13 protein-coding genes and 3 pseudogenes are annotated in these 19,917 nt (G+C 72.4%); 7 read left to right on the top strand and 9 right to left on the bottom strand.

All coding sequences use genetic code 11. From position 1 onward, the window contains the following. Window positions 1–29: 29 nt before the first annotated feature. Window positions 30–1,076 carry a phosphotransferase gene (locus tag ACRAWC_RS03955; RefSeq protein WP_431346591.1) on the bottom strand — a complete coding sequence of 349 codons (1,047 nt, stop codon included), beginning with the start codon at window positions 1,074–1,076 and terminating at the stop codon, window positions 30–32. A gap of 79 nt (window positions 1,077–1,155) precedes the next feature. On the opposite strand from ACRAWC_RS03955, the gene nudC reads away from it, so the two are divergent. Next, window positions 1,156–2,175, top strand: coding sequence for an NAD(+) diphosphatase (gene nudC, locus ACRAWC_RS03950; protein WP_431346590.1), 1,020 nt, complete (start codon window positions 1,156–1,158; stop codon window positions 2,173–2,175). Window positions 2,176–2,182: 7 nt separating this feature from the next. Continuing rightward, window positions 2,183–3,879, top strand: a pseudogene (locus ACRAWC_RS03945) (ATP-dependent helicase); the annotation flags it as partial. Here the strand turns inward: ACRAWC_RS03945 and ACRAWC_RS03940 are convergent. Further along, entirely contained in the window at window positions 3,779–4,699 is a 921-nt protein-coding gene (locus ACRAWC_RS03940; RefSeq protein WP_431346589.1) for a TOMM precursor leader peptide-binding protein, read from the bottom strand. The pseudogene ACRAWC_RS03945 and the gene ACRAWC_RS03940 sit on opposite strands and share 101 nt — an antisense overlap. A gap of 170 nt (window positions 4,700–4,869) precedes the next feature. Then, window positions 4,870–6,213 (bottom strand): zinc-dependent metalloprotease, encoded by a 1,344-nt coding sequence (locus ACRAWC_RS03935; RefSeq protein WP_431346588.1) that lies wholly within the window; start codon window positions 6,211–6,213, stop codon window positions 4,870–4,872. A 159-nt stretch (window positions 6,214–6,372) separates the two neighbouring features. Between ACRAWC_RS03935 and ACRAWC_RS03930 the strand changes: the two are divergent. The 4 genes and pseudogenes from ACRAWC_RS03930 (at window position 6,373) to ACRAWC_RS03915 (ending at window position 12,446) form a co-directional block, all read left to right on the top strand. Then, a pseudogene (locus tag ACRAWC_RS03930) lies at window positions 6,373–7,505 on the top strand (YlbL family protein). A gap of 121 nt (window positions 7,506–7,626) precedes the next feature. Then, a pseudogene (locus tag ACRAWC_RS03925) lies at window positions 7,627–10,595 on the top strand (UPF0182 family membrane protein). A 238-nt stretch (window positions 10,596–10,833) separates the two neighbouring features. Next, entirely contained in the window at window positions 10,834–11,964 is a 1,131-nt protein-coding gene (locus ACRAWC_RS03920; protein WP_431349355.1) for an ROK family transcriptional regulator, read from the top strand. Further along, a complete protein-coding gene (locus ACRAWC_RS03915; protein WP_431346587.1) occupies window positions 11,964–12,446 on the top strand; it encodes a hypothetical protein in 483 nt (160 codons plus the stop codon). The genes ACRAWC_RS03920 and ACRAWC_RS03915 overlap by 1 nt, the downstream gene beginning before the upstream one ends. 11 nt (window positions 12,447–12,457) lie before the next feature. Here ACRAWC_RS03915 and ACRAWC_RS03910 read toward each other — a convergent pair whose 3' ends face one another. Beyond that, on the bottom strand, window positions 12,458–13,597 hold the full coding sequence (locus ACRAWC_RS03910) for an ROK family protein (RefSeq protein WP_431346586.1): 1,140 nt from the start codon (window positions 13,595–13,597) through the stop codon (window positions 12,458–12,460). A gap of 64 nt (window positions 13,598–13,661) precedes the next feature. Between ACRAWC_RS03910 and ACRAWC_RS03905 the strand changes: the two genes are divergently transcribed. Continuing rightward, window positions 13,662–14,192, top strand: coding sequence for an isochorismatase family protein (locus tag ACRAWC_RS03905; RefSeq protein ID WP_431346585.1), 531 nt, complete (start codon window positions 13,662–13,664; stop codon window positions 14,190–14,192). 27 nt (window positions 14,193–14,219) lie between these two features. Here ACRAWC_RS03905 and ACRAWC_RS03900 read toward each other — a convergent pair whose 3' ends face one another. The 5 genes from ACRAWC_RS03900 to ACRAWC_RS03880 all read right to left on the bottom strand — a co-directional run bounded on the left by ACRAWC_RS03900 (window position 14,220) and on the right by ACRAWC_RS03880 (window position 19,837). Further along, entirely contained in the window at window positions 14,220–14,972 is a 753-nt protein-coding gene (locus tag ACRAWC_RS03900; protein WP_431349354.1) for an SbcC/MukB-like Walker B domain-containing protein, read from the bottom strand. Between the two features lie 1,415 nt (window positions 14,973–16,387). Continuing rightward, the gene (locus ACRAWC_RS03895; protein ID WP_431346584.1) at window positions 16,388–17,626 is read right to left on the bottom strand and encodes an ATP-binding protein; all 1,239 of its coding nucleotides are present in this window, start codon (window positions 17,624–17,626) and stop codon (window positions 16,388–16,390) included. Further along, window positions 17,623–18,126 carry a DUF4194 domain-containing protein gene (locus ACRAWC_RS03890; RefSeq protein ID WP_431349353.1) on the bottom strand — a complete coding sequence of 168 codons (504 nt, stop codon included), beginning with the start codon at window positions 18,124–18,126 and terminating at the stop codon, window positions 17,623–17,625. The genes ACRAWC_RS03895 and ACRAWC_RS03890 overlap by 4 nt, the downstream gene beginning before the upstream one ends. A gap of 47 nt (window positions 18,127–18,173) precedes the next feature. Beyond that, window positions 18,174–18,314 (bottom strand): hypothetical protein, encoded by a 141-nt coding sequence (locus ACRAWC_RS03885; RefSeq protein WP_431346583.1) that lies wholly within the window; start codon window positions 18,312–18,314, stop codon window positions 18,174–18,176. Next, on the bottom strand, window positions 18,311–19,837 hold the full coding sequence (locus ACRAWC_RS03880; RefSeq protein WP_431346582.1) for a DUF3375 family protein: 1,527 nt from the start codon (window positions 19,835–19,837) through the stop codon (window positions 18,311–18,313). The genes ACRAWC_RS03885 and ACRAWC_RS03880 overlap by 4 nt, the downstream gene beginning before the upstream one ends. Between the last annotated feature and the right edge of the window lie 80 nt (window positions 19,838–19,917).

The raw sequence follows: 19,917 nt of genomic DNA, 5'->3' as shown, positions 1-19,917 counted from the left end.
GTCCGTGACTCCGGAGGAGCCGACGGGGCTCAGCCGGCCTGGTCGTCGACCGGGCGCATGCCGCCCGGCCGGCCCGACGCGCGGTCGCCGGGCGTGCGGTCGAGCATGGCCTCGACGTCGTCCACCGCCATGATCGGGCCGGTGGCCGTCGAGAGCGGGGTGACCGTGTTGCTGTGCACACGGTCGACCAGGCCGTCGAGCATCTGCACGGCGTCATCCACGATGCCCTGGTCGCGCAGCTCGCGGCCGTGCAGCAGCCACCGGGCGACCTCCAGCTCGGCGTAGAGCATCGCGCGCTGGGTGAACTGCCGGTCGGTGGCGACCTGGCGGGCGGAGGCGTAGGCGAGGAGAGCACCGTCTGTAGCGTCCGGGTTCATGGCGAGCAGCCAGTGCAGGTCGCGGGCCGGGTCGCCGACGCGCAGCGCCGACCAGCCGAGCACGCCCGTGACGGACTCGCCCTCGACCAGGAACGAGTCGGCGGTCAGCGCACCGTTGATCACCGTGGGCTGGAACTGCCATACCGAGTGGTCGGCGACGGCGTCGCGCCAGCGCTCGCGCAGTGCGGCGGGAAGCTTTCCGGTCGCGGCGGCGGACTCGATCAGCGCCGCGGTCGAGGAGAGGCATTCGCCCGCGGAGAGCACCGGGAGGCCGGCCTCCCCGACGAAGCTGGTCGGCAGAGTGTGGATCGCCGCGATGGCGTGGCCGATCGACCCGGCGAGACCGTCGCCGGGAGGCACGTCCTCCACAGCGACGTGGTCGCCGGGCAGGAAGTCGTAGACGATGGCGCGCGTACCACCGACCGGCGCCTGGCCGAGATAGGTCGGCACGTCGAAGGGGAGGCGGCTGCGGATGCCGGTCGTGAGGGCCCGCAGCGCGACCAGGTCGGAGCTCTGCTCGGTCTCCGCCGCCTGGGTGAGCGGGACGCGCACGATGCGGGCGCTCCCGTCGGCCGCCGTGAGCACGGCGGCGTCGAACTCGCCCGCGCCGTCCGCGGTGTGCGCGCGGGTCGCGGTGATCGTCAGGTCGGGCACGGCCGAGCTGGCCAGCGCGGCTAGAGTGAGAGGGGATCTGGCCATGCACCTAGGCTAAATGGACATCCGCGCGTGGGCAGTTCCGCCACGCCTTGCATCTTCTCCACGCCTCGAAGGGATCCCGATGTCGCCCGCATCGACGTCCGCGCTGCCGCTCGCCGCGCTCCCGCTCTCGCGCCACGCGATCGACCGCGATCACGCCGCCCGCTCCCGGCCGGCGCTGTTCGACGAGCTGTCGGAGGAGCCGACGACCCTGGTGCTCCCGCTGTGGAAGGGCAGGGCGTTGCTGACCCCGGAGAGCGTGCCCGCCGCGACGCCCGCGTCCGACGGCTGGAGCGCGCCCGACGCCGGGCCCGCAGAGCTCGACCTGCTCCCGGTGGACCGGGTCACGGCCGCGCTCCTCCGCGTCTACCTCGGCCGCACGCTCGTGGACATCCCAGGCCAGCCGGCCGGGTCTGCGGTCGTGCTGGAGGTGCTCACCGACGCCGCCGCCACCGAGTTGGAGCCCGACGAGGCGCGCTGGGGGAACCTCCGCACCGTCGCCACCGCCCTGAGCGATCGCGACGCCGGGCTCTTCACCGAGGCCCTGGCGATCGCCAACTGGCACGCCTCGCACAGCCACTGCCCGCGGTGCGGCACGCCGACCATGGTCGAGCAGGCCGGCTGGGTGCGGCGCTGCTTCGAGGACGGCTCCGAGGTCTTCCCGCGCACCGACCCCGCGGTCATCGTCACGGTGCTCGACGCCGACGACCGGCTGCTGCTGGGCTCGAACGCCATGTGGGAGCACTCCCGCTACTCGCTGCTGGCCGGGTTCGTCGAACCGGGGGAGTCGTTCGAGTCCGCCGTCGAGCGGGAGATCTTCGAGGAGGCCGGCGTCCGGGTCACGGACGCCCGGTACAAGGGCTCGCAGCCGTGGCCGTTCCCGGCCTCTGTCATGGTCGGCATGACGGCGCGCCTGGCCGACGACCAGCCCCCGGCCGCTCTCGCGCCGGACGGCGAGGAGATCCTGGACCTCCGCTGGTTCAGCCGCGATGAGTTGTGGGAGGCGCGCGAGCAGATCATCCTGCCCGGGCGGTCCTCCATCGCCCGCGCGCTGATCGAGGACTGGTACGGCGGCCCGCTCGACGAGCCTCCCGCGCTGTGAGCGCAGCGTGAGCACCGTGGCGGCGTCGGGCCCCGACAGCCTGCTGGCTGGCCTCGACGCGCAGCAGCGCGTGGCCGCCGAGGCCCTTTTCGGGCCGGTCTGCGTGCTGGCGGGCGCCGGCACGGGCAAGACCCGAGCGATCACCCACCGGATCGCGTACGGCGTCGCCTCCGGCGCGTTCACCCCGAACCGGGTGATGGCGCTGACGTTCACCAACCGGGCCGCCGCCGAGCTCCGCGGCCGGCTGCGCCAGCTCGGCGCGGGGGAGTGTCCGCCCGCACATTCCACTCCGCGGCGCTGGCGCAGCTCAGCTACTTCTGGCCGCAGGTCGTCGGCGGTCAGCTCCCGAGCGTGCTCGACGGCAAGGGCCGCGTGCTCGGGCACGCTGCCGAGAAGCTCGGGCTGCGCGTGGACACCGCGACCCTCCGTGACGTCGCCGCCGAGATCGAGTGGCGCAAGGTCTCCAGCATGGGGCTGGAGGAGTACGCCGCGGCGCTGGCCTCCCGACCGCTGCCCGGCACGCTGACCGTCGAGCAGCTCGTGGACTTCCACCGCGCCTACGAGGAGCTCAAGGACGAGCGCAAGCAGATCGACTTCGAGGACGTCCTGCTGGTCTGCGCCGGGATGATCGAGACCGAGCCGTCGGTCGCCATGCAGGTGCGCGAGCAGTACCGCTACTTCGTCGTGGACGAGTACCAGGACGTCTCCCCGCTGCAGCACCAGCTCCTCCGGCTCTGGCTCGGCACCCGCCGCGACCTCTGCGTCGTCGGCGACGCCAGCCAGACCATCTACTCGTTCGCGGGCGCGCGCAGCGAGTACCTGCTGGACTTCGAGCGGGAGAATCCGGGCGCCACGGTCGTGCGGCTGGAGCAGAACTACCGCTCGGCACCTGCGGTCATCGACACTGCCAACCGGCTGATGCGCGGCCGCTCCGGTGCGCTGACGCTGCATGCCGTCCACGAGGCGCGGGCGGGAGACGAGGTCCCGCCGCCCGCCGTGTTCGACGACGACCGGGCCGAGGCGCGCGCCGTCGCCGAGAGCATCGCAGCGCAGCTCGCAGCGGGCGCCAAGCCCGAGAGCATCGCGGTGCTCTACCGCGTGAACGTTCAGGCCGCTGCGCTGGAGCAGGCGCTCGGCGACCTCGGGATCAGCTACCAGCTTCGCGGGTCCAAGCGCTTCTTCGACCTCCCGGAGGTGCGTCAGGCGGTCATGACGCTGCGCGCGGCGAGTGTCGCGGCGACCGACGAGCCGCTGTTCAAGTCGGTGAGCGACGTGCTGCGCACGCTCGGCTGGTCGGTGCGGCCTCCGGAGGGCCGCGGCGCCGTGCGCGAGCGCTGGGAGTCCCTCAACGCGATCATGGGCCTGGTCGACGAGATGCCGGAGGGTGCGACCTTCCGGCGCTTCACCGACGAGCTGATGGCCCGTCAGGCCGGCCAGCACGAGCCGACCATGTCCGCCGTGACGCTGGCGACGCTGCACGCGGCGAAGGGCCTGGAGTGGGACGCCGTCTACATCGTCGGGCTGTCCGAGGGTCTGGTGCCGATCAGCTACGCCGCCAGCTTCGAGCAGATCGACGAGGAGCGCCGCCTGCTCTACGTGGGCGTCACGCGCGCACGGCACCGGCTGCGGCTGAGCTGGGCGCAGCGGGGAAGCCAGCCGGGGCGGCCGGTGTCGCGCAAAGCCTCGCGGTTCCTGGCCGAGCTGGCGCCGGTGCGGACGGCGGCGCGGCGAGCGGACTGAGGCAGCCGCACTCGGGATGCGGCTCCCAGCGCCGCTCCGACCAGCGCGCGGTGGCCGCGTCGTAACGCGACGCGGCGTCGGAGCGTTCTGGCGCGCCGCGCAGCAGGGCGACGACAGCGCCCGCTGCGGCGGACGCCGCCGCTCCGCAGATCAGTTCCGTCTCGCCGGGCAGGGGCCGGGTGTGGAGCTGCGCCGCGAGCGCCGGCCAGGCGGGGTCGGCGTCCCGGCGATGGAGGTCGACGCAGCGCAGGCAGGCGCCCTCGCCGGGTCGCACGAACGGCCCCACGGTCACGCCGCCGTCGCCGAACACCACCGCCAGGTGCGGGATGTCCCGGCGCAGCCAGCGCTGGTGGCGGTGCGGGGCGATCGCGAACGCGCCCACCACCACTGCGGCCGTCGCGAGGTCGACCGCGGGGTCGTCGGCGGCGAGACCGCTGCGCACATCGACGCCGGCCTCTCGCAACAGGGCGAGGATGCGGGCGGCCGTGGGGCCGGTTCCGTCGAGGACCACGACCGGCGCGTCGCCGGGCTCCGCGTCAGGTGACGATTCCAGCACCGGTTTCAGCCGTGCGAGCAGGACGTCGACCGCGGCCGGGCCCGCTCCGGCGCCGCGGGCGATCATCCGCAGCGCGCCGAGCGTCGCCCCGGCCGCGAGCGCGGAGATCATCCGTTCCTCCGCCACGCCGACCGGGTCGAGGATCAGCAGCGGCCGTTCGACGCCGAACTGGAGGGCGCGCGGCGAGCGCCATACGCGGGGGACCGTGGGATCGAGCTGGTGGACCATCCCGCCATCCTGCCGTGGCGAGACCGCCACGAAGCAGTTATCCACAGCTCTCGCGAGCAACGCGCGTCATCCACAGGCAGCGCCCGCCCGACCCGCGGAGCGGGTCGCAGCACGCCGTCATCGCGTGGGCGCAGCGGCGCGTCGCGACCCCTGTTGCGGAAGGCCGGCGTTCAGTCCTCGGCGGGTCGGTCGCCGTCGCCGCGCAGCAGATCCTCGATGGCCTGGTCCAGCTCGTCGCGCTCCGGCTCCTCGCCGGTGGCCGCGGCGGTCAGCCGGGCGACCAGGCGGGACGGGTCGTCCAGGTCCGCCGCCTGGGGGAGCAGGTCGGGGTGCGACCACAGCCGGTCGCGCGCCTCCTGGCCCACGGCGTCGGTCACGGCCTGCCACAGGGCGGCGGCGTCGCGGAGGCGGCGTGGCCGCAGCTCGAGCCCGACCAGCGTTGCGAAGGCCGACTCCGCCGGCCCTCCCGCAGCGCGCCGGCGGCGCACCGTCTCGGCGATCGCGTCCGCTTTCGGCAGCAGCCGGGTGGCGCCGGCGGTGACCACGTCGACCCAGCCCTCGACCAGCGCGAGCACCGTCTCCAGGCGGCCGAGGGCCTCCTGCTGCTCCTCGGTCTTCGGCGGGATGAGCGCGCCGGAGACCATCGCCTCGCGCAGCTCCTCGGGGTTGGACGGGTCGAAGCTCTCGGCGAGCGACTCGAGCCGGTCGGTGTCGATCGTGATGCCGCGCGCGAACGCGGTGATCTGCGTGATGAGCTGGAGCCGCAGCCACTTCGCGTGCCGGAACAGGCGCGCGTGTGCGAGCTCCCGCACCGCGAGGTACAGCTGCACCTGGTCGGTGGGGATGTCGAGCCCGTCGCCGAACTCGGCCACGTTCTGCGGGATGAGCGCCGCGCTGCCGTCGGCGAGCAGCGGGATGCCGATGTCGCCTCCGGAGACGACCTCTTTCGCGAGCTGCCCGACCACCTGACCGAGCTGCATGGCGAAAAGCGCACCCCCGACCGAGCGCATGACCTGGCCGGCGTTCTGGATCATGCCCTGCATCTCCTCGGGCGCCTGCTCGGTGAGAACGCGGGTGAGCGCGTCCGAGATGCTGAGCGCGACCGGCTCGGCGAGCTGGGTCCAGAGCGGCATGGTCTGGCGCGCCCACTCCGCGCGGCCGATGAGCTCCGGCTGCGTCGACAGCCCCGCGACCGTGGTGGCCTCGTCGAGCCAGAGGGCGGCGACGTGGAAGGCCTGGCCGAGCGCCGAGCGCTCGGCCGGGGTCACCGCATGGGCGCCTTCGGAGGCGAGGGTGCGCGCCTGCTGGGAGGCCAGGTCCCAGTTGATGCCGCCTCCGGGATTCATCAGCGCGTTCTGGAGCTGACCGAGGAGCTGCTGGATGGCGGCCGGGTCGTTCGGGAGGCCGGCGGCGCCCGCGAGCTGGCTCGGATCGATGGAGGAGTCACCCGACAGGAACTCCCGCAACATGTCCCGGAACTCGTCGTCCGGTTCCTTGTTCGGATCGTCGGACATCTGGCGTGCTCCTCGTCTCGAGTGGTACCGGCCGTGCGATTACGGCTTTCCAGGCTTGGCCTCTACGCTAGCCCGAGATCACCGCGAGCCGGGTGAGAATCGGCTCGGGCGATGTCGTGGGCGGTGCGCCCGTGGCGAACACGACCGAAGGGACAGCGCGTGACCCTGTTCACCGACGACGACCGACCCGCGCCCGACCGCGAGCGGGTCGCGCCGTCGCGCAGGACGATCGTCGGCTGGGTGGCCATCGCCGTCGCCGTGGCGCTCGCCCTCGTCCTGGCGCTCGCGCCCGCGCCGTTCGTGATCGAGCAGCCCGGCCCGGTCTACAACACGCTCGGCACCGACCAGGCCGTCGGGACCGCGTCGTCGGGCGACGCCAAGCCGCTGATCAGCATCCCGGGCAAGACCACCTACCCGACCGGCGGCTCCCTCGACCTCCTCACCGTGTCGGTGGTCGGCAACCCCGACCAGAGCCCGAGCTGGCTGAACATCATCCAGGCCTGGTTCGACCCGAGCCGCGCGGTGACGCCGATGGACGAGGTGTTCCCGCCCGGGACGACCACCGAACAGTCCAACGCCGCGAACGCAGCCTTGATGGTCGACTCGCAGCAGGACGCGATCGCGGCGGCGCTCAACCAGCTCGGCTACCACTTCCCGCAGGCTGTCGCGGTCAAGCAGATCCTCCCGAAGACCCCGCGGCGGCGGTGCTGAAGGTCGGCGACGAGATCACCAGCGTCAACGGGGAGACCATCGAGAGCGTCGCGGCTCTCCGCAAGGCGGTCAACGCCAACGGCGCAGGCAGGGCGGCGGAGATCGGGATCGTACGCGACGGCGCGGCCTCCACGGTCTCCATCACGCCGGAGACCACGCAGGGCCAGGTCGTGCTCGGGATCGGGGCCGGGATGGACTACACCTTCCCGTTCGACGTGAACATCCAGCTCAACAACGTGGGCGGCCCGAGCGCGGGGCAGATGTTCGCGCTCGGGATCATCGACAAGCTCACGCCGGACCAGCTCAACGGCGGCAGGAAGGTCGCGGGCACCGGCACGATCGACAACGCCGGCGCGATCGGCGCGATCGGCGGCATCCGGCAGAAGATGTTCGCCGCTCGCGACACCGGGGGAGCGAGCTACTTCCTCGCGCCCGCGTCGAACTGCGACGAGGTCACCGGCCACATCCCCGCGGGACTGCACGTGTTCGCGGTGAAGACGCTGAAGGACTCGCTCGCGGTGCTCCAGGCGGTCAGCAGCGGGTCCAGCACCGCGAAGCTGCCGACCTGCCCGGCGTCCTGACCGTCGATCGCACGCTCGGCGCGCATCCCGGCTGTTCACTGGGGGGCCGCAGCATTCTCCAAGCGACGCCCGCCTAGGATGGACCTCTGAGTCACCCCACGAGGAGCACGAGGGCCCACACGTGAGTTCAACCGCCGCAGTTCGACCCCCAGGCCGTCGCCGGGCCGCCATCTGGATCACACTCGGGGTGGTCGTGGCGCTGGTGATCCTGTTCTTCGTCTTCGCAGGGCTGTACGCCGATGTCCTCTGGTACCAGCAGCTCGGGTACCTCAACGTCCTGACGACGCAGTGGTTCGCCGGCGCGGCGATGTTCTTCATCGGGTTCTTCGCGATGGCCATCCCGCTCTGGCTGTCCATCCAGCTCGCCTACCGGCTGCGCCCGGTCTACGCGAAGCTCAACACGCAGCTCGACCGCTACCAGCAGGTCATCGAGCCGCTGCGGCGGCTGGCGATGTACGGCATCCCGATCGTCTTCGGCATCTTCGCCGGCGTCTCGGCGGCCAGCCGCTGGCAGGCCGCGGCGATGTGGATCAACGGCACGTCGTACGGCAAGACCGACCCGCTGTTCCACCTCGACATCGGCTTCTACCTCTTCGCGCTGCCGTTCTACCGCAGCGCCGTGGGCTTCGCCTCGGCCGTCGTGCTCATCGCGCTGCTGGCCACCCTCGCCACCTGCTACCTGTACGGCTCCATCCGGGTCAGCGGCCGCGAGGTGCGCATCTCGAAGGCCGCGCGCGTCCAGATCTCGGTCATCGCGGGTCTCTACCTGCTGCTGCAGGGGATCAGCATCTGGCTCGACCGCTATGCCGCCGTCACCGACTCGAACGTCAACGACATGGTCAACGGCGCCGCCTACACCGACGTCAACGCGACCATCCCCGCCCGTGCCGTGCTCGCGGGGATCGCCGTGCTCGTCGCCATCATGTTCTTCGCGACCGCGTTCATCGGGCGCTGGCGCTTCCCGCTCGTCGGCACCGCGCTGCTCATCGTCGCGGCCCTCGTGGTCGGCGCGATCTACCCGTGGATCGTGCAGCGCTTCCAGGTCGACCCCAGCCAGAAGACGCTGGAGACGCCGTACATCCAGCGCTCGATCGATGCCACGCGGGACGCCTACGGGCTGAGCAACATCGACGTCATCCCCTACGACGCCACTACGAATGCCCAGCCGGGCGCGCTGCGGCAGGACGCCCAGACCACCGCGCAGATCCGCATCATGGACCCCGCGGTCATCAGCCCGTCGTTCCAGCAGCTGCAGCAGTTCCGGCAGTACTACGCGTTCCCGCGCAACCTCAACGTCGACCGCTACCAGATCAACGGCAACGAGCAGGACGCCGTGGTCTCGGTGCGCGAGCTCAACCAGTCCGGTCTCACCAGCCGGAGCTGGTTCAACGACACGGTCGTCTACACGCACGGCTACGGGATGGTCGCCGCCTACGGCAACCAGCGTTCGAGCGACGGCCAGCCGGTGTTCCTGGAGTCCGGCATCCCCAGCACCGGAACGCTCGGCCAGTACGAGCCGCGCGTCTACTTCGGGCAGCAGTCGCCCACGTACTCCATCGTCGGCGCCCCCAGGGCTCCAAGTCGGTCGAGCTCGACTACCCGGGCGGCGCCGACAATGCGCAGCAGACCTACACGACGTTCAGCGGGAACGGCGGCCCGAAGCTCGACAACGTGTTCAAGCGACTGGTCTACGCCCTCAAGTTCCAGGACGAGCAGATCGTGCTCTCCGACGCCGTGAACAGCGACTCGCAGATCCTCTACGACCGCGACCCGATCAAGCGCGTCCAGAAGGTCGCGCCGTACCTCACGCTCGACTCCCAGGCCTACCCGGCCGTGATCGACGGGCGCATCAAGTGGGTCATCGACGGGTACACGACGAGCGACCAGTATCCGTACTCGCATGTCGGGAGCCTGAGCGACGCCATCGCGGACACCGAGACGCCGAAGCCGGCCTACGCCTTCGATGACATCAACTACATCCGCAACTCGGTCAAGGCCACGGTCGACGCCTACGACGGCTCCGTGCAGCTCTACGCGTGGGATGCGAACGACCCGGTGCTCAAGACGTGGGAGAAGGTCTTCCCGACGACGGTCAAGCCGGTCAGCGACATGAGCGCCCAACTCCTGAGCCACGTCCGCTACCCGTCCGACCTGTTCAAGGTCCAGCGCTCGGTGCTCGGGCAGTACCACGTGACCGACGCGGGCTCCTTCTACTCCCGCGACGACGCCTGGACGACGCCGAACGACCCCACGTCGTCTCCGTCCGACCCGACATTGCAGCCGCCGTACTATCTGACGCTGCAGATGCCGGGGCAGGAGACCCCGTCGTTCTCGCTCTACTCGACCTTCATCCCGCAAGCCTCGAGCGAGTCCAGCCGCTCGGTGCTGAAGGGCTACTTGGCGGTCGATGCGGACGCGGGCTCGAGGAAGGGGCAGGTGGCGTCCGGGTACGGCAAGCTCAGACTCCTGTCGTTGCCGTCGAGCGACAACATACCCGGGCCGGGTCAGGTGCAGAACAACTTCAACTCCGACCCGACCGTCTCGCAGGAGCTCAACCTGCTCAGGCAGGGCAAGACCGACGTGATCAACGGCAACCTGCTGACGCTGCCGGTCGGCGGCGGCCTGCTCTATGTCCAACCGGTCTACGTGAAGTCGACGGGGGAGACGAGCTACCCGATCCTGCAGAAGGTGCTCGTCGCCTTCGGGGACAAGATCGCGTTCGAGGACACGCTCGATCAGGCCTTGGACGCGCTGTTCGGCGGTGACTCGGGAGCGAGCGCAGGTGACAACAACATCCCGACGACGGGTGGTGGCGGATCGTCCGGGGGCGGATCGAGCGGCACCAGCCCCGGAACCGGGTCGGTGAACAACGCCGCCCTCCAGCAGGCGCTGCAGCAGGCGAAGCAGGCGCTGGCTGACCGCCAGACGGCGCTCAAGGCCGGCGACTGGGCTGCCTACGGCGCCGCGGACGCACGCCTGCAGCAGGCGCTCCAGCAGGCCCTGGCGGCCGAGGGCGGCTCCGGCACCGTCACGACCCCGACCCCGACCCCGAAGCCGACGCAGACACCGTCCCCGAAGCCGTCGAAGTAGTCCGCCCGGGCGCGTGACGCGAGCGACCCGCATCCGTTGGGGGTGCGGGTCGTTCCGTATGCTCAGAGGCTGTACGAAGTGCGTCTTCGCGGCGTGCGAATCTTCGCAGCATTGCCGGTATTTCAGAGCCGAGGCCTTGCGCAGACTTTGATTGTCTACTTTACTAACAAACATGCTCATCGGTGAAGCACGGCGTTCCGTCAACTCCGATCGGCGCCCGGTGGGCGTCGACGGCGCGATGGTCCCCGGCCGTGCGCTCCGTCCGCGCACGAAGGTCCTTCCCGAGCACGCCCGCACCCACAACCGTTCGCTGGTGCTGCAGTCGCTCTACCGGGACGGGCGGGCGAGCCGCGCCGACCTGGCCAGGGAGACCGGCCTCACGCGCGTCACGATCTCCGACCTGGTCGGCGAACTGATCGCCGAAGGCCTCGTGGTCGAGGTCGGTCAGCGCGACGACGCCCGCCCGGGCAAGCCGGCCGTGCTGCTCGACGTGAACCGCGCCGCCACCCAGATCGTCGGCGTCGACCTCAGCGAGCACGCGGTGTTCCGCGGCGCGGTGCTCGACATCGACGGCGCGGTGCTGCGCTCGGCCGAGGTCGAGCTGGCCGGCAGCCGGGGCGAGGAGGCCGTCGCGAAGGTGCTCGCGCTGGTGGACGAGCTGGTCGCTGCGGCGACCGCGCCCATCCTCGGCGTCGGCGTCGGCTCTCCCGGCATCGTCGACGCGACGGGGACCGTCGTCGCCGCGCCCAACCTCGGCTGGACCGACGAGCCGCTTCAGCGTCGCCTCGCCGAGCGCACGGGCCTGGCGGTCTTCGTCGCGAACGACGCCAACGTCGCCGTGCTCGCGGAGCACGGCTTCGCCGACGCGCAGGGCGACATGATGCTGGTGAAGGTCGGCCACGGCGTCGGCTCCGGCCTCCTGGTCGCGGGCGCGCTGGTGTTCGGCAGCCGCTTCGCCGCGGGCGAGATCGGCCAGGTGATGGTCGGCACCGACGACGGCGCCCAGGGACCGTACGACCGCGAGAAGTGCCTGGAGGCCTGGCTGGCGGTCCCGCGACTGGAGGCGAAAGCGGCCGCGGCCACGGCCGCGGGCGACCCGGTCGAGCCGGTGCTCCGCCAGGCGGGCCAGCGGCTCGGCGTCGCCCTCGCCCCCATCGTCGGAGCGCTCAACCTGTCGGAGGTGGTCCTGAGCGGCCCCGACGAGCTGCTCGCCGGGACGCTCCTCGACGCGGTGCGCGAGACGCTGCAGAACCGCACGATGGCCGGCTTCCACTCGGACGTCACCATCGGGATGACCAGCCAGGGCCGAGACATCGTCCTCCGCGGCTGCGTGGTCATGGTCCTGTCGGCCCAGCTCGGGGTCTCCTGATGACCCTGATCGCGGACACCCGCACGGCGCCGGCCGACCTGACCGGCTTCCGCTTCGCGGCCGGCGTCCGCGAGGGGCTCGCGGCCTTCCGGACGCGATGCACAGTGGTCCGCCTGGCCAGCCTCGACAACGAGCGCCTCGGCGTCCCGCGCTGGTACACGCTGGCCGAGGCGTGGACGGAGCCGGGCTCCCGGGAGGACGCGCTCTGGTCGCGGAACCCGGTCATCGACGTGGACAGGCACGACCCGCCCGAGCCTGTGCTGGCGACGGGAGCGCCGGTGATCGTCCTCGGCGCCGGGCTCGGGGCGATGCCCTGGCAGCGCGCCGTCGTGGACGCGGTGCGTACGCTGGGCGCGCGAGTGCTGGTCGTGGAGATGGGGGCGATGGTGGTGCCGGGGTATGCGGATATCTCGACCGGCGGGCATTCGCGGGCACAGGGGGCCGCGCTGGTCTCCCTGCTCTGCGCGGGCGACGCGGGCTGAAGAGGCCGTCCTCACCGCGCCCAGCTCACCCCGAGCGTCGCCTGCAGCGCGTACTGCGCGGCCCCGCGGAAGGGCTGCTCCTGGGCGGTCTTCGCGTAGCGGAAGCTGAGCGGCATCGCGGCGCGGACCGGGTGGCGGGCCGCCTCGGCGCGCACGTGGCCGATGAAGTCCGGACCGAGTTTGGGGGCGGCTCCGCCGAGGACGACGTTCGGCACGTCGAGGGCGGCGCCCACCATCAGCAGCGCCCGGGCCAGCGCGCGGGCGCCGGCGGCGATGCGCTCGCGGGACTGCGGGAGGGCGGCGAGCGCGGCGACGTCGACCGCCTCCAGGTCGGCGCCGTGCGGGAGGCCGAGGAGGCTGGTCACCGAGACCACCTCCTCCAGGCAGCCGCGGTTGCCGCAGGCGCACAGCGGCGCGTCCTCGCCGAACAGCACGGGCACGTGGCCGATCTCGCCCGCGCGGTGGGTCGCCCCGGCGAGAACGTCGCCGTCGACGATGACCGCCGCGCCCACGCCGGTGCTGAGCGAGACGAAGAGCTGGTTGGCGCCGAACTCCTCGGAGATCGCGTAGTCGGCGATGGCCTCCGCGTCGGCGTCGTTGACCAGGTGCACGGGGGCGGAGACGACGGCGGCGAGCTCGCGGCCGAGGTCGACGTCGACCCAGCCGAGCTGCACGCTCTCGCGGATCAGGTCGGCGTCCACGATGCCGGGTACCTGGACCGCCACGGCGACCACGCGGGCCGTCGTCGCCCCGGCGAGGCGCCGGACGATCGAGCGCACGTCCTCCACCGTCGCAGTCGCGGCGGTGCGGTGGGCGACGGACTGCACCACGTCGCCGAGGAGGTCGACCACGGCCCCGCGGACGAGCCCGGGCTGGACGATCACCGACAGCAGCACGTTGCCGGAGGCGTCGACGCGCAGTGTGGTCGCGCGCTTGCCGCCGGTGCTCTCGGCGAGGCTGCCCTCCACGACCAGGCCGTCGGCGATCAGGCCGGAGAGGAGCGACGACACGGTCGCCGACGTCAGGCCCGTGCGGCGCGCGATGCTCGCCCGAGTGGCCAGGCCCTCCCCGGAGAGCACGAGCTGCAGCGCGCTGGTCAGGTTGCGCTCGCGCACGGCGGACTGCGTCGCCTTGCCGTGATCGTCAGGCACAGTCCTCCTCGCGGCGCGCGTCTGTCGTGGTGGCCCCGGTTTACGACCATAGCGAATGCGGCGCATGATGGAACGCATGGGATATGGCCTCATCCTCGTCGACGTCCAGAAGAACATGCTGGAGGGCGAGAGCGCCGTCGAGGGCGCCGCGGACTTCCGGGGCGCGCTCGCCGAGCTGCTGGACGCGGCGCGGGACGCGGACGCCGCGATCGTCCACGTCAAGAACGACGGACGCCGCGGCGACCCCGACGAGCCGAACTCGCCGGGCTGGGAGCTGGTCTTCGCGCCGTTGCCCGGAGAGCCGGTGGTGCGCAAGGACGTCCCGAACGCCTTCGAGTCCAACCCGGCGCTCGCGGACGTGCTGCGTGCGATGGGTGTGGACACCCTCGTCGTCGCGGGACTGCAGAGCGAGTACTGCGTGCAGGCGACCGCGGTGGGCGCGCTGGAACGCGGGTTCGACGTGATCGTCCCTGCGGGCGCGCACACGACCTACGCCGACGGCGAGCCGGCGGCCGACATCGTGGAGCGGGTCACGCTCGACCTCATCGCGGCCGGCGTGGAGGTGCTGGAACTGGACGAGGTGACGTTCGGCTAGAGCCGGGCGGAGAGGGCCGACGCGCCCTTATGCCTGGAGTGCTCCGATCCGTTCGCCCTCCAGCGCCTCCCGGATGCTGAGCGAGTAGATCCGCGACAGTCCGGGCCGGGCCGGGTCGCCCGTGACGTACGCCACCGACTCCACATGCTCCTCGAACGCGTTCACCTTGTCGCGCGGGGCGCCGACGATGAGCTGGAAGCCGAGCCCGCGGAACGCCGCCAGTGCACGCCCGGTGTACTCGTTGTCCGCCTTCACGAAGCCCTCGTCGAGGATGATCGGGGCGTAGGTGGGGGTCGCGTCCGTCCCGTCGCCGAGCCGGTACCGCAGCGCCGCTCCCAGCACGAAGGCGATGAGCTCCTGGCCCTCGCCGCCGGACTTGCCCGCGACGCCCTCGTGGACGATCTGGGCGCCGTCGGCGCGGGTCTCGATCGCGCGGAACTGGTAGTGCTCCCGGGCGTCGAGCACACGCCGTCGCCAGGCCTCACCGGCACGCGAGCGTTCCTCGAGGCGGGACAGGTCGCGGCGGAGGTCGAGGAAGTCGCGCTCGATCGCTGCGGCGTCCCTCGTGCTGGTCCCGCTCGCGGCCGCGGTGTGCTTGCGCAGCGTGCGCGTGAACTCGTGGAGGTCGCTGTTCGACACCGGCCGCGGGTCGATGTCGAGCGTCGACCCCTCCCGGAACTCGATGCCGCGCAGCGCGCTCGAGATCGGGCGGACGCCGCGACGGATCGCGTGACCGTCCTCCTCGATCTGGGTGAGGAGGGCGCGCAGGCTGTCGCCCATGCTCGCGCCCGCCTTGACCAGCCAGTCGGCCTTCGCCCGCGGGAGGTCGTCCTCGACGAGCACCCGGTGGATGGCCTGCACGGCGGGCAGGCTGTCGATGCTCGCGTCGATCTCGGCGCCGGGGTCGAGGTCGCGGTAGCGCTCGAACGTGACGAGGAGGAGCTGCTCGTAGTGCTCCACGTTCTGCTGGTGGGCGTCGATCTGGTCGCGGAGCGCCGCGAGCGCCTCGGCATACCGCCGGTCGACGTCGGCCGGCTCCCGCGGCGCCGCGAACGGCAGCGTGCCGAGCAGCACGCGCTCCTCGGCGGTCAGCGCGCTGTTGTCCTCCAGGGCGTCGGCGACGCTGTCCTCGATGTCGATGAGGTCGGCGTGCTGGGCCTCCAGCTCGTCCACGCGCGTCTGGAGCGCGGCGGCGCGCTTGGCGGCGTCGATGCGCTCGCGGTCGTGGCGCTCGGCCTCCACCTGCAGGGCGGCGGCCTCGGGGTGCGCGACCGAGACATTCGCGAGCCGCTCTGCGAGCTCGGCCACCCGTGCCGCGTGCGACGCCACGTCGATGGCCTCCCACTCGAGCGCACGGATCGCACCGAGGGCCTCGGTGCGCCGGCGCGCGTCGCCGTGCTCGGCCTCCGCGCGGTCCGACTCGGCGCGCGCCTGCGCCAGCTCGGCCTCGAGGGAGGCGATGCGGGCGGCGAGCTCGTGGATGCGCGGGGTGTTGTCGAGGCCGATCCAGGAGGCGGTGCGGCGGTCGTCCTTGACGACGCGGCCGCGCGCGGCGGAGCGCATGCCGGAGCGGGTGACGGCGCCGGCGACGCCGGCGGGCCGAGGTGCGTCCAACTCTTCGGGCGTCTCGACGCACAGCACGCTGCGGTCGGTCACGAGTTCGTCGTGCAGCCAGCCGTGGAACGGGCTGGCGTCGTCGAACTGCAGCAGAGCGGGCACGGTGCGGTCGACCGGGTCGAGGGCGGGCGCGCGCCCAGCGGCGGCCGGGACCAGCACGACGCGGCCGCGCATGTCGGCCTCGTTCACGAACCGGCGGACGGCGTCGAAGCGGCGCTCGTCGACGAGCAGGTGCGTCGCGACCTCGCCGAGCACGGCCTCCACCGCGCGGCTCCAGTCCCGGCGGCCCGGGGCGACCTCGAACAGCTCGCCCGCGTACGGGAGGTCTTCGGGGGACAGCCCTGCGCCCTCGGCGATCCGGCGGCGGCGCTCGTCGGCGTCGGCCGGGACGTTGCTGCGGCGCTGCTCGAACGACCGCTTCTCGGCGGTCGCGGCGGCGATGGCCTTCTTCGCGGCGTCGACGCGGCCGGCCAGCTCGTAGCGCTGCGCCTGCTGCTCGTCGTCGTCGGTGACCGCGGCGAGCCGCGACTCGGCCTCGCGCTGAAGCTCCGCGAGCTGGTCGGCGGACTCCGGCGCGGTCAGCCCCACGCGGGCGAAGAGCAGCTCGGCCGCCGCACGCTCGCGGGTCTGCGCCGAGAGGATGCGCTCGGCGAACTCGTGCTCGCGGCGCAGCGCCACGGACGGGTCGCCGCCGGCCGCGGCGAGCCGGGCCTGGGCGTCCTGGTGGGAACGGTGCGCCGCGCGCTCCTCGGCGTCGGCCTCCCGGCGCAGCGCCTCCTGCTCGCGCTTGCGGTCGCGGACTTCGTCCACCTGGCCGGACACCCAGTCGCGGATGCGCTCGGCCAGCCAGACCCGCAACCGCGGGTCGGTCTCGCCGTCGGCGGGGAGAGCAGCCGGCGCTTGCCGGTCGCGTCCTCGGCTGCCGCGGCGTACTGCTCGGCCCGCGCCGGGACGTCGGCGAGCACCTCCAGCTTGCGGCGGGTGGTCTCGAAGACGTCGTAGAGAGCGGACGCCTCGCGATAGCTGCTCAGCGTCGTCTCCCAGCGGGAGAGGGCGCGCGGCTCGGTCAGCACGAAGCTCTTGAACAGCTCGTCGATGGAGAAGACGCCCTTGGACGCCTGGGCGCGGCGCAGCAGCGTGAGCGCCTTCAACTGCGACTCGTCGCTGCCGCCGATGCCGAGCTCCTCGCAGAGCCGCACGCGCAGCTCGGGCTGGGAGGAGGTGACCAGGTCGCGCTCGGGATGGACCAGCCGGGCGAGGGAGGCTCGGGTGAGCGGCGAGGAGCTGCCCGGCTCCTGGACCAGCTCGTTGAGCCGGCCGAGCGGGAACTCGCCGTGCGCGAGCAGGTAGACGGTCGCGGTGGTGACCTCGTCCTGCGTGGACGTGTCGGGTCCGATCCAGGCCAGGCGGGCGGCGGTGACCGTCTCGCCGAGCTCGGTGCGCCAGGTGATGGCGGCGCCGCTCGGGAACGCCGTCCCGAGGGGCCGGAGGAAGTGCGTGGTGGTGGTGTCCGAGCCGGCGTCCTTCACCTCGTCGGTCTTGCCGCGCGCGTAGCTGTAGACGGTGCGCTCGGAGCGCTGCCGGGAGTCGTCGCGCGCCGCACGGTTGAACTCCTGCGGGTTCGGCATGATGACGGCCGACATCGCGTCGAGCACGGTGGACTTGCCGCGCCCGGTCGGGCCGAGGATGGCGATGCCGCCACGCCCGACCGGCATCCGGTGGAGGCCGTCGTAACTGCCCCAGTTGAGGAGCTGGACGAGCTCGATGCGGAACTGGCCGCGGCGCAGCAGGCCGTCGTCGGCGGGCAGGTCGGTCACTCGGCGTCCTCCTCGGCGGCGGCGGTGGCGGTGTCGACGGGCGCGCCTGCGCCCTCCAGGAACATTCGCTCGAGATGGAGCAGCTCGGCGGTACCGATGAGCGGCACGACCGCGGGTGAGACCAGGAAGAGCTCCGGGTCGTCCGGGGCGGCTGTCAGCAGCTCCAGCCGGTCGAGGGCGGCGATCGCCGCGCGGATGCGGCGGTCCACCCGCACCTCGTCGTGTGCGGAGTCGCCCTGGAACCGGCCGAGGAACTCCGCGATGTGATCGCGGGTGACGGTCACCGGCTCGTCCTGCGCGTCGGTGTAGGCGTGCTCCTGCCGCAGCAGGACGAGCAGCAGCGACGCGTCGCGGGAGAGCGGCTTCTCCCGGCGCAACAGTACGGGGACGCCGTCCTCGCCGTTCTGGCGCTTGAAGGCGACTTCGTGCTCCCGGTCGAGGTGCAGGGTCAGGAACAGCTCACCGAGCCGGGCGCGGATGTCGTCCTCGTGGTCGAGCAGGTTCCGCCAGGCGTCGGGCTGCTTGGCGCGGGTGATGAACCGGCTCGTCAGCAGGGTGACGAGCGCGGTGCGCGCCTCGCGGGGAGGGCGCCCGAGGGGCGGTCGCCGAACGCGTCCGTCCCGTCGACGCCCGTGGTGTCCTCGACGTCCTCGCTGCCGATCGGGTCCTGTTCGAGCGTGTCCGTCATCGGTCCTCCGCCTCCGTCTCGAGCGCGTCCCGTCCGAAGACGAGAAGCGGCATGGTCACTTCGCGGTCGCCGTCCGCCAGCTCCAGCGGCACGGTCTGGACGCCCTCGGCCACGGCGCCGTGCTCGGCGCCCAGCTCGATGAGGCTCACGGCCAGCCCGAGGCGACGGAACTCCGGCGGTGTCTGGGCGTACACGTCGGCGCCGGTCACGGTCTCCGCGCGCGTGAGCAGGGCATCGATCGTCTCCCGGACGGCAGCGGCGCTCGTCCCCACCGCGAGCCGGAGCGCCTCCCGTTCGTGGTCGGGCAGCGGGTCGTCGTTCTCGGTGATCGCGACGCCGACCTCCGGCCGGCCCCGGTCGCGCCAGAGCTGGGTCTGGGTCACATCCATCAGATCCCAGCCGCCGATGCCGAGCACATCGCCCTCGACCAGCACCGGGCCGGGCCGGCGCTCGGTCCAGAGCGCCCCGGCGTCGAGCGCGCGGGCGGCCAGCGAGAGCAGCCTGGCGTGCCGGTCCGAGCCGCTGCGGCTGAGGAACCGGCGCAGCGAGGATGTCCAGCGCACGTAGGTCTCCTGGACGGTCTGCTCCTCCGCCAGGAGCGAGGTGATCAGAGTCTCGAGCTGCGCCCGCTGCCGCTCGGTCAGCTCAGCGCCCGGGCGGGACAGCACGCGGTCGATGTCGGCGCGCATCCCCTCCAGCTCGCGGGAGGACAACATCCCCGCGAACCCGCGGTACGCGCGGCCTTCCGGTGTCTGCTCGAGCAGGTCGTTGTCGCGCAGGAAGCGGTCGACGAGCGCGCCCTTGCCGACGTGCTCCGAGGAGGCCGCGCGTGCGACCTCGCGGTGGCGCTGTTCGACCATCGCGCCGAGCTGGCGGAAGTCCTCGGGCAGGGTGGCGGTGAGCCGGAGCACTTCGCGCACCTGGCGGGCGACCGTCTCGGGCGAGGCAGCGACGGCTCCGTCGCGCGCGACCGCGTCGCGGCGCGCCTGCAGGTCGGCGATCTCCCGGTCGAGGCGTTCGAGCTGGGACTCCGGGGTCGGGTCGGTGAGCGCAGCGAGGTGGTGGACGGCGTGCGCGATGCTCGCGAAGCGCGCCTCCGACACCGCGCTGTCCGGCTCGGCGAGCTCGCGGACGATCCGCAGCGCCTGGAGGGCGTACTGCGAGAGCCGGTAGCGGGCGCGCCCCTCACCGGCGCCGGCGCGGGTGCGGATCAGCCACCGGCTGTCCACCCAGCCCCGGCAGTACTCCACCGGGGAGGTGCGGGAGGACTCGGCGTCGGCCGGAGGCTCGCGATCGTCGCGGTCGTCCCGGTCGTCCCGGTCGTCCCGGTCTTCTTCGAGGGCGTCGAGCGCTTCGGCGACCTTCTGGTGGAACCAGTCCGCCGAGACCGTGCCGTCGGCGTACTCCAGGTGACGCGAGAAGAGCGGGAGGACCCAGCGGCCGTTGTAGCTGCGCAGCAGAGCCCAGGTGGGATGCTCCTCCCAGACCGCCGCGACGCGCGCGGCGTCGAGAGTCTCGTCCACTCATCCTCCGGGTGCAGAAACTGCGGTACAGACAAAAATCGGCCCGGACCTGGGGATTTCTCCTCAAGTCCGGGCCAGTT

Source organism: Leifsonia sp. L25, assembly GCF_050632895.1.
The sequence above is the reverse complement of the archived record's forward strand: the minus strand, read 5'-3'. Positions and strand labels throughout refer to the sequence as shown.

What these genes read in the sequence shown, in the direction of transcription:
- ACRAWC_RS03955 (WP_431346591.1), bottom strand. Translation starts at nt 1,076, where the DNA reads ATGGCCAGATCCCCTCTCACTCTAGCCGCGCTGGCCAGCTCGGCCGTG.
- nudC (WP_431346590.1), top strand. Translation starts at nt 1,156, where the DNA reads ATGTCGCCCGCATCGACGTCCGCGCTGCCGCTCGCCGCGCTCCCGCTC.
- ACRAWC_RS03940 (WP_431346589.1), bottom strand. Translation starts at nt 4,699, where the DNA reads ATGGTCCACCAGCTCGATCCCACGGTCCCCCGCGTATGGCGCTCGCCG.
- ACRAWC_RS03935 (WP_431346588.1), bottom strand. Translation starts at nt 6,213, where the DNA reads ATGTCCGACGATCCGAACAAGGAACCGGACGACGAGTTCCGGGACATG.
- ACRAWC_RS03920 (WP_431349355.1), top strand. Translation starts at nt 10,834, where the DNA reads ATGGTCCCCGGCCGTGCGCTCCGTCCGCGCACGAAGGTCCTTCCCGAG.
- ACRAWC_RS03915 (WP_431346587.1), top strand. Translation starts at nt 11,964, where the DNA reads ATGACCCTGATCGCGGACACCCGCACGGCGCCGGCCGACCTGACCGGC.
- ACRAWC_RS03905 (WP_431346585.1), top strand. Translation starts at nt 13,662, where the DNA reads ATGATGGAACGCATGGGATATGGCCTCATCCTCGTCGACGTCCAGAAG.
- ACRAWC_RS03900 (WP_431349354.1), bottom strand. Translation starts at nt 14,972, where the DNA reads ATGGGCGACAGCCTGCGCGCCCTCCTCACCCAGATCGAGGAGGACGGT.
- ACRAWC_RS03885 (WP_431346583.1), bottom strand. Translation starts at nt 18,314, where the DNA reads ATGACGGACACGCTCGAACAGGACCCGATCGGCAGCGAGGACGTCGAG.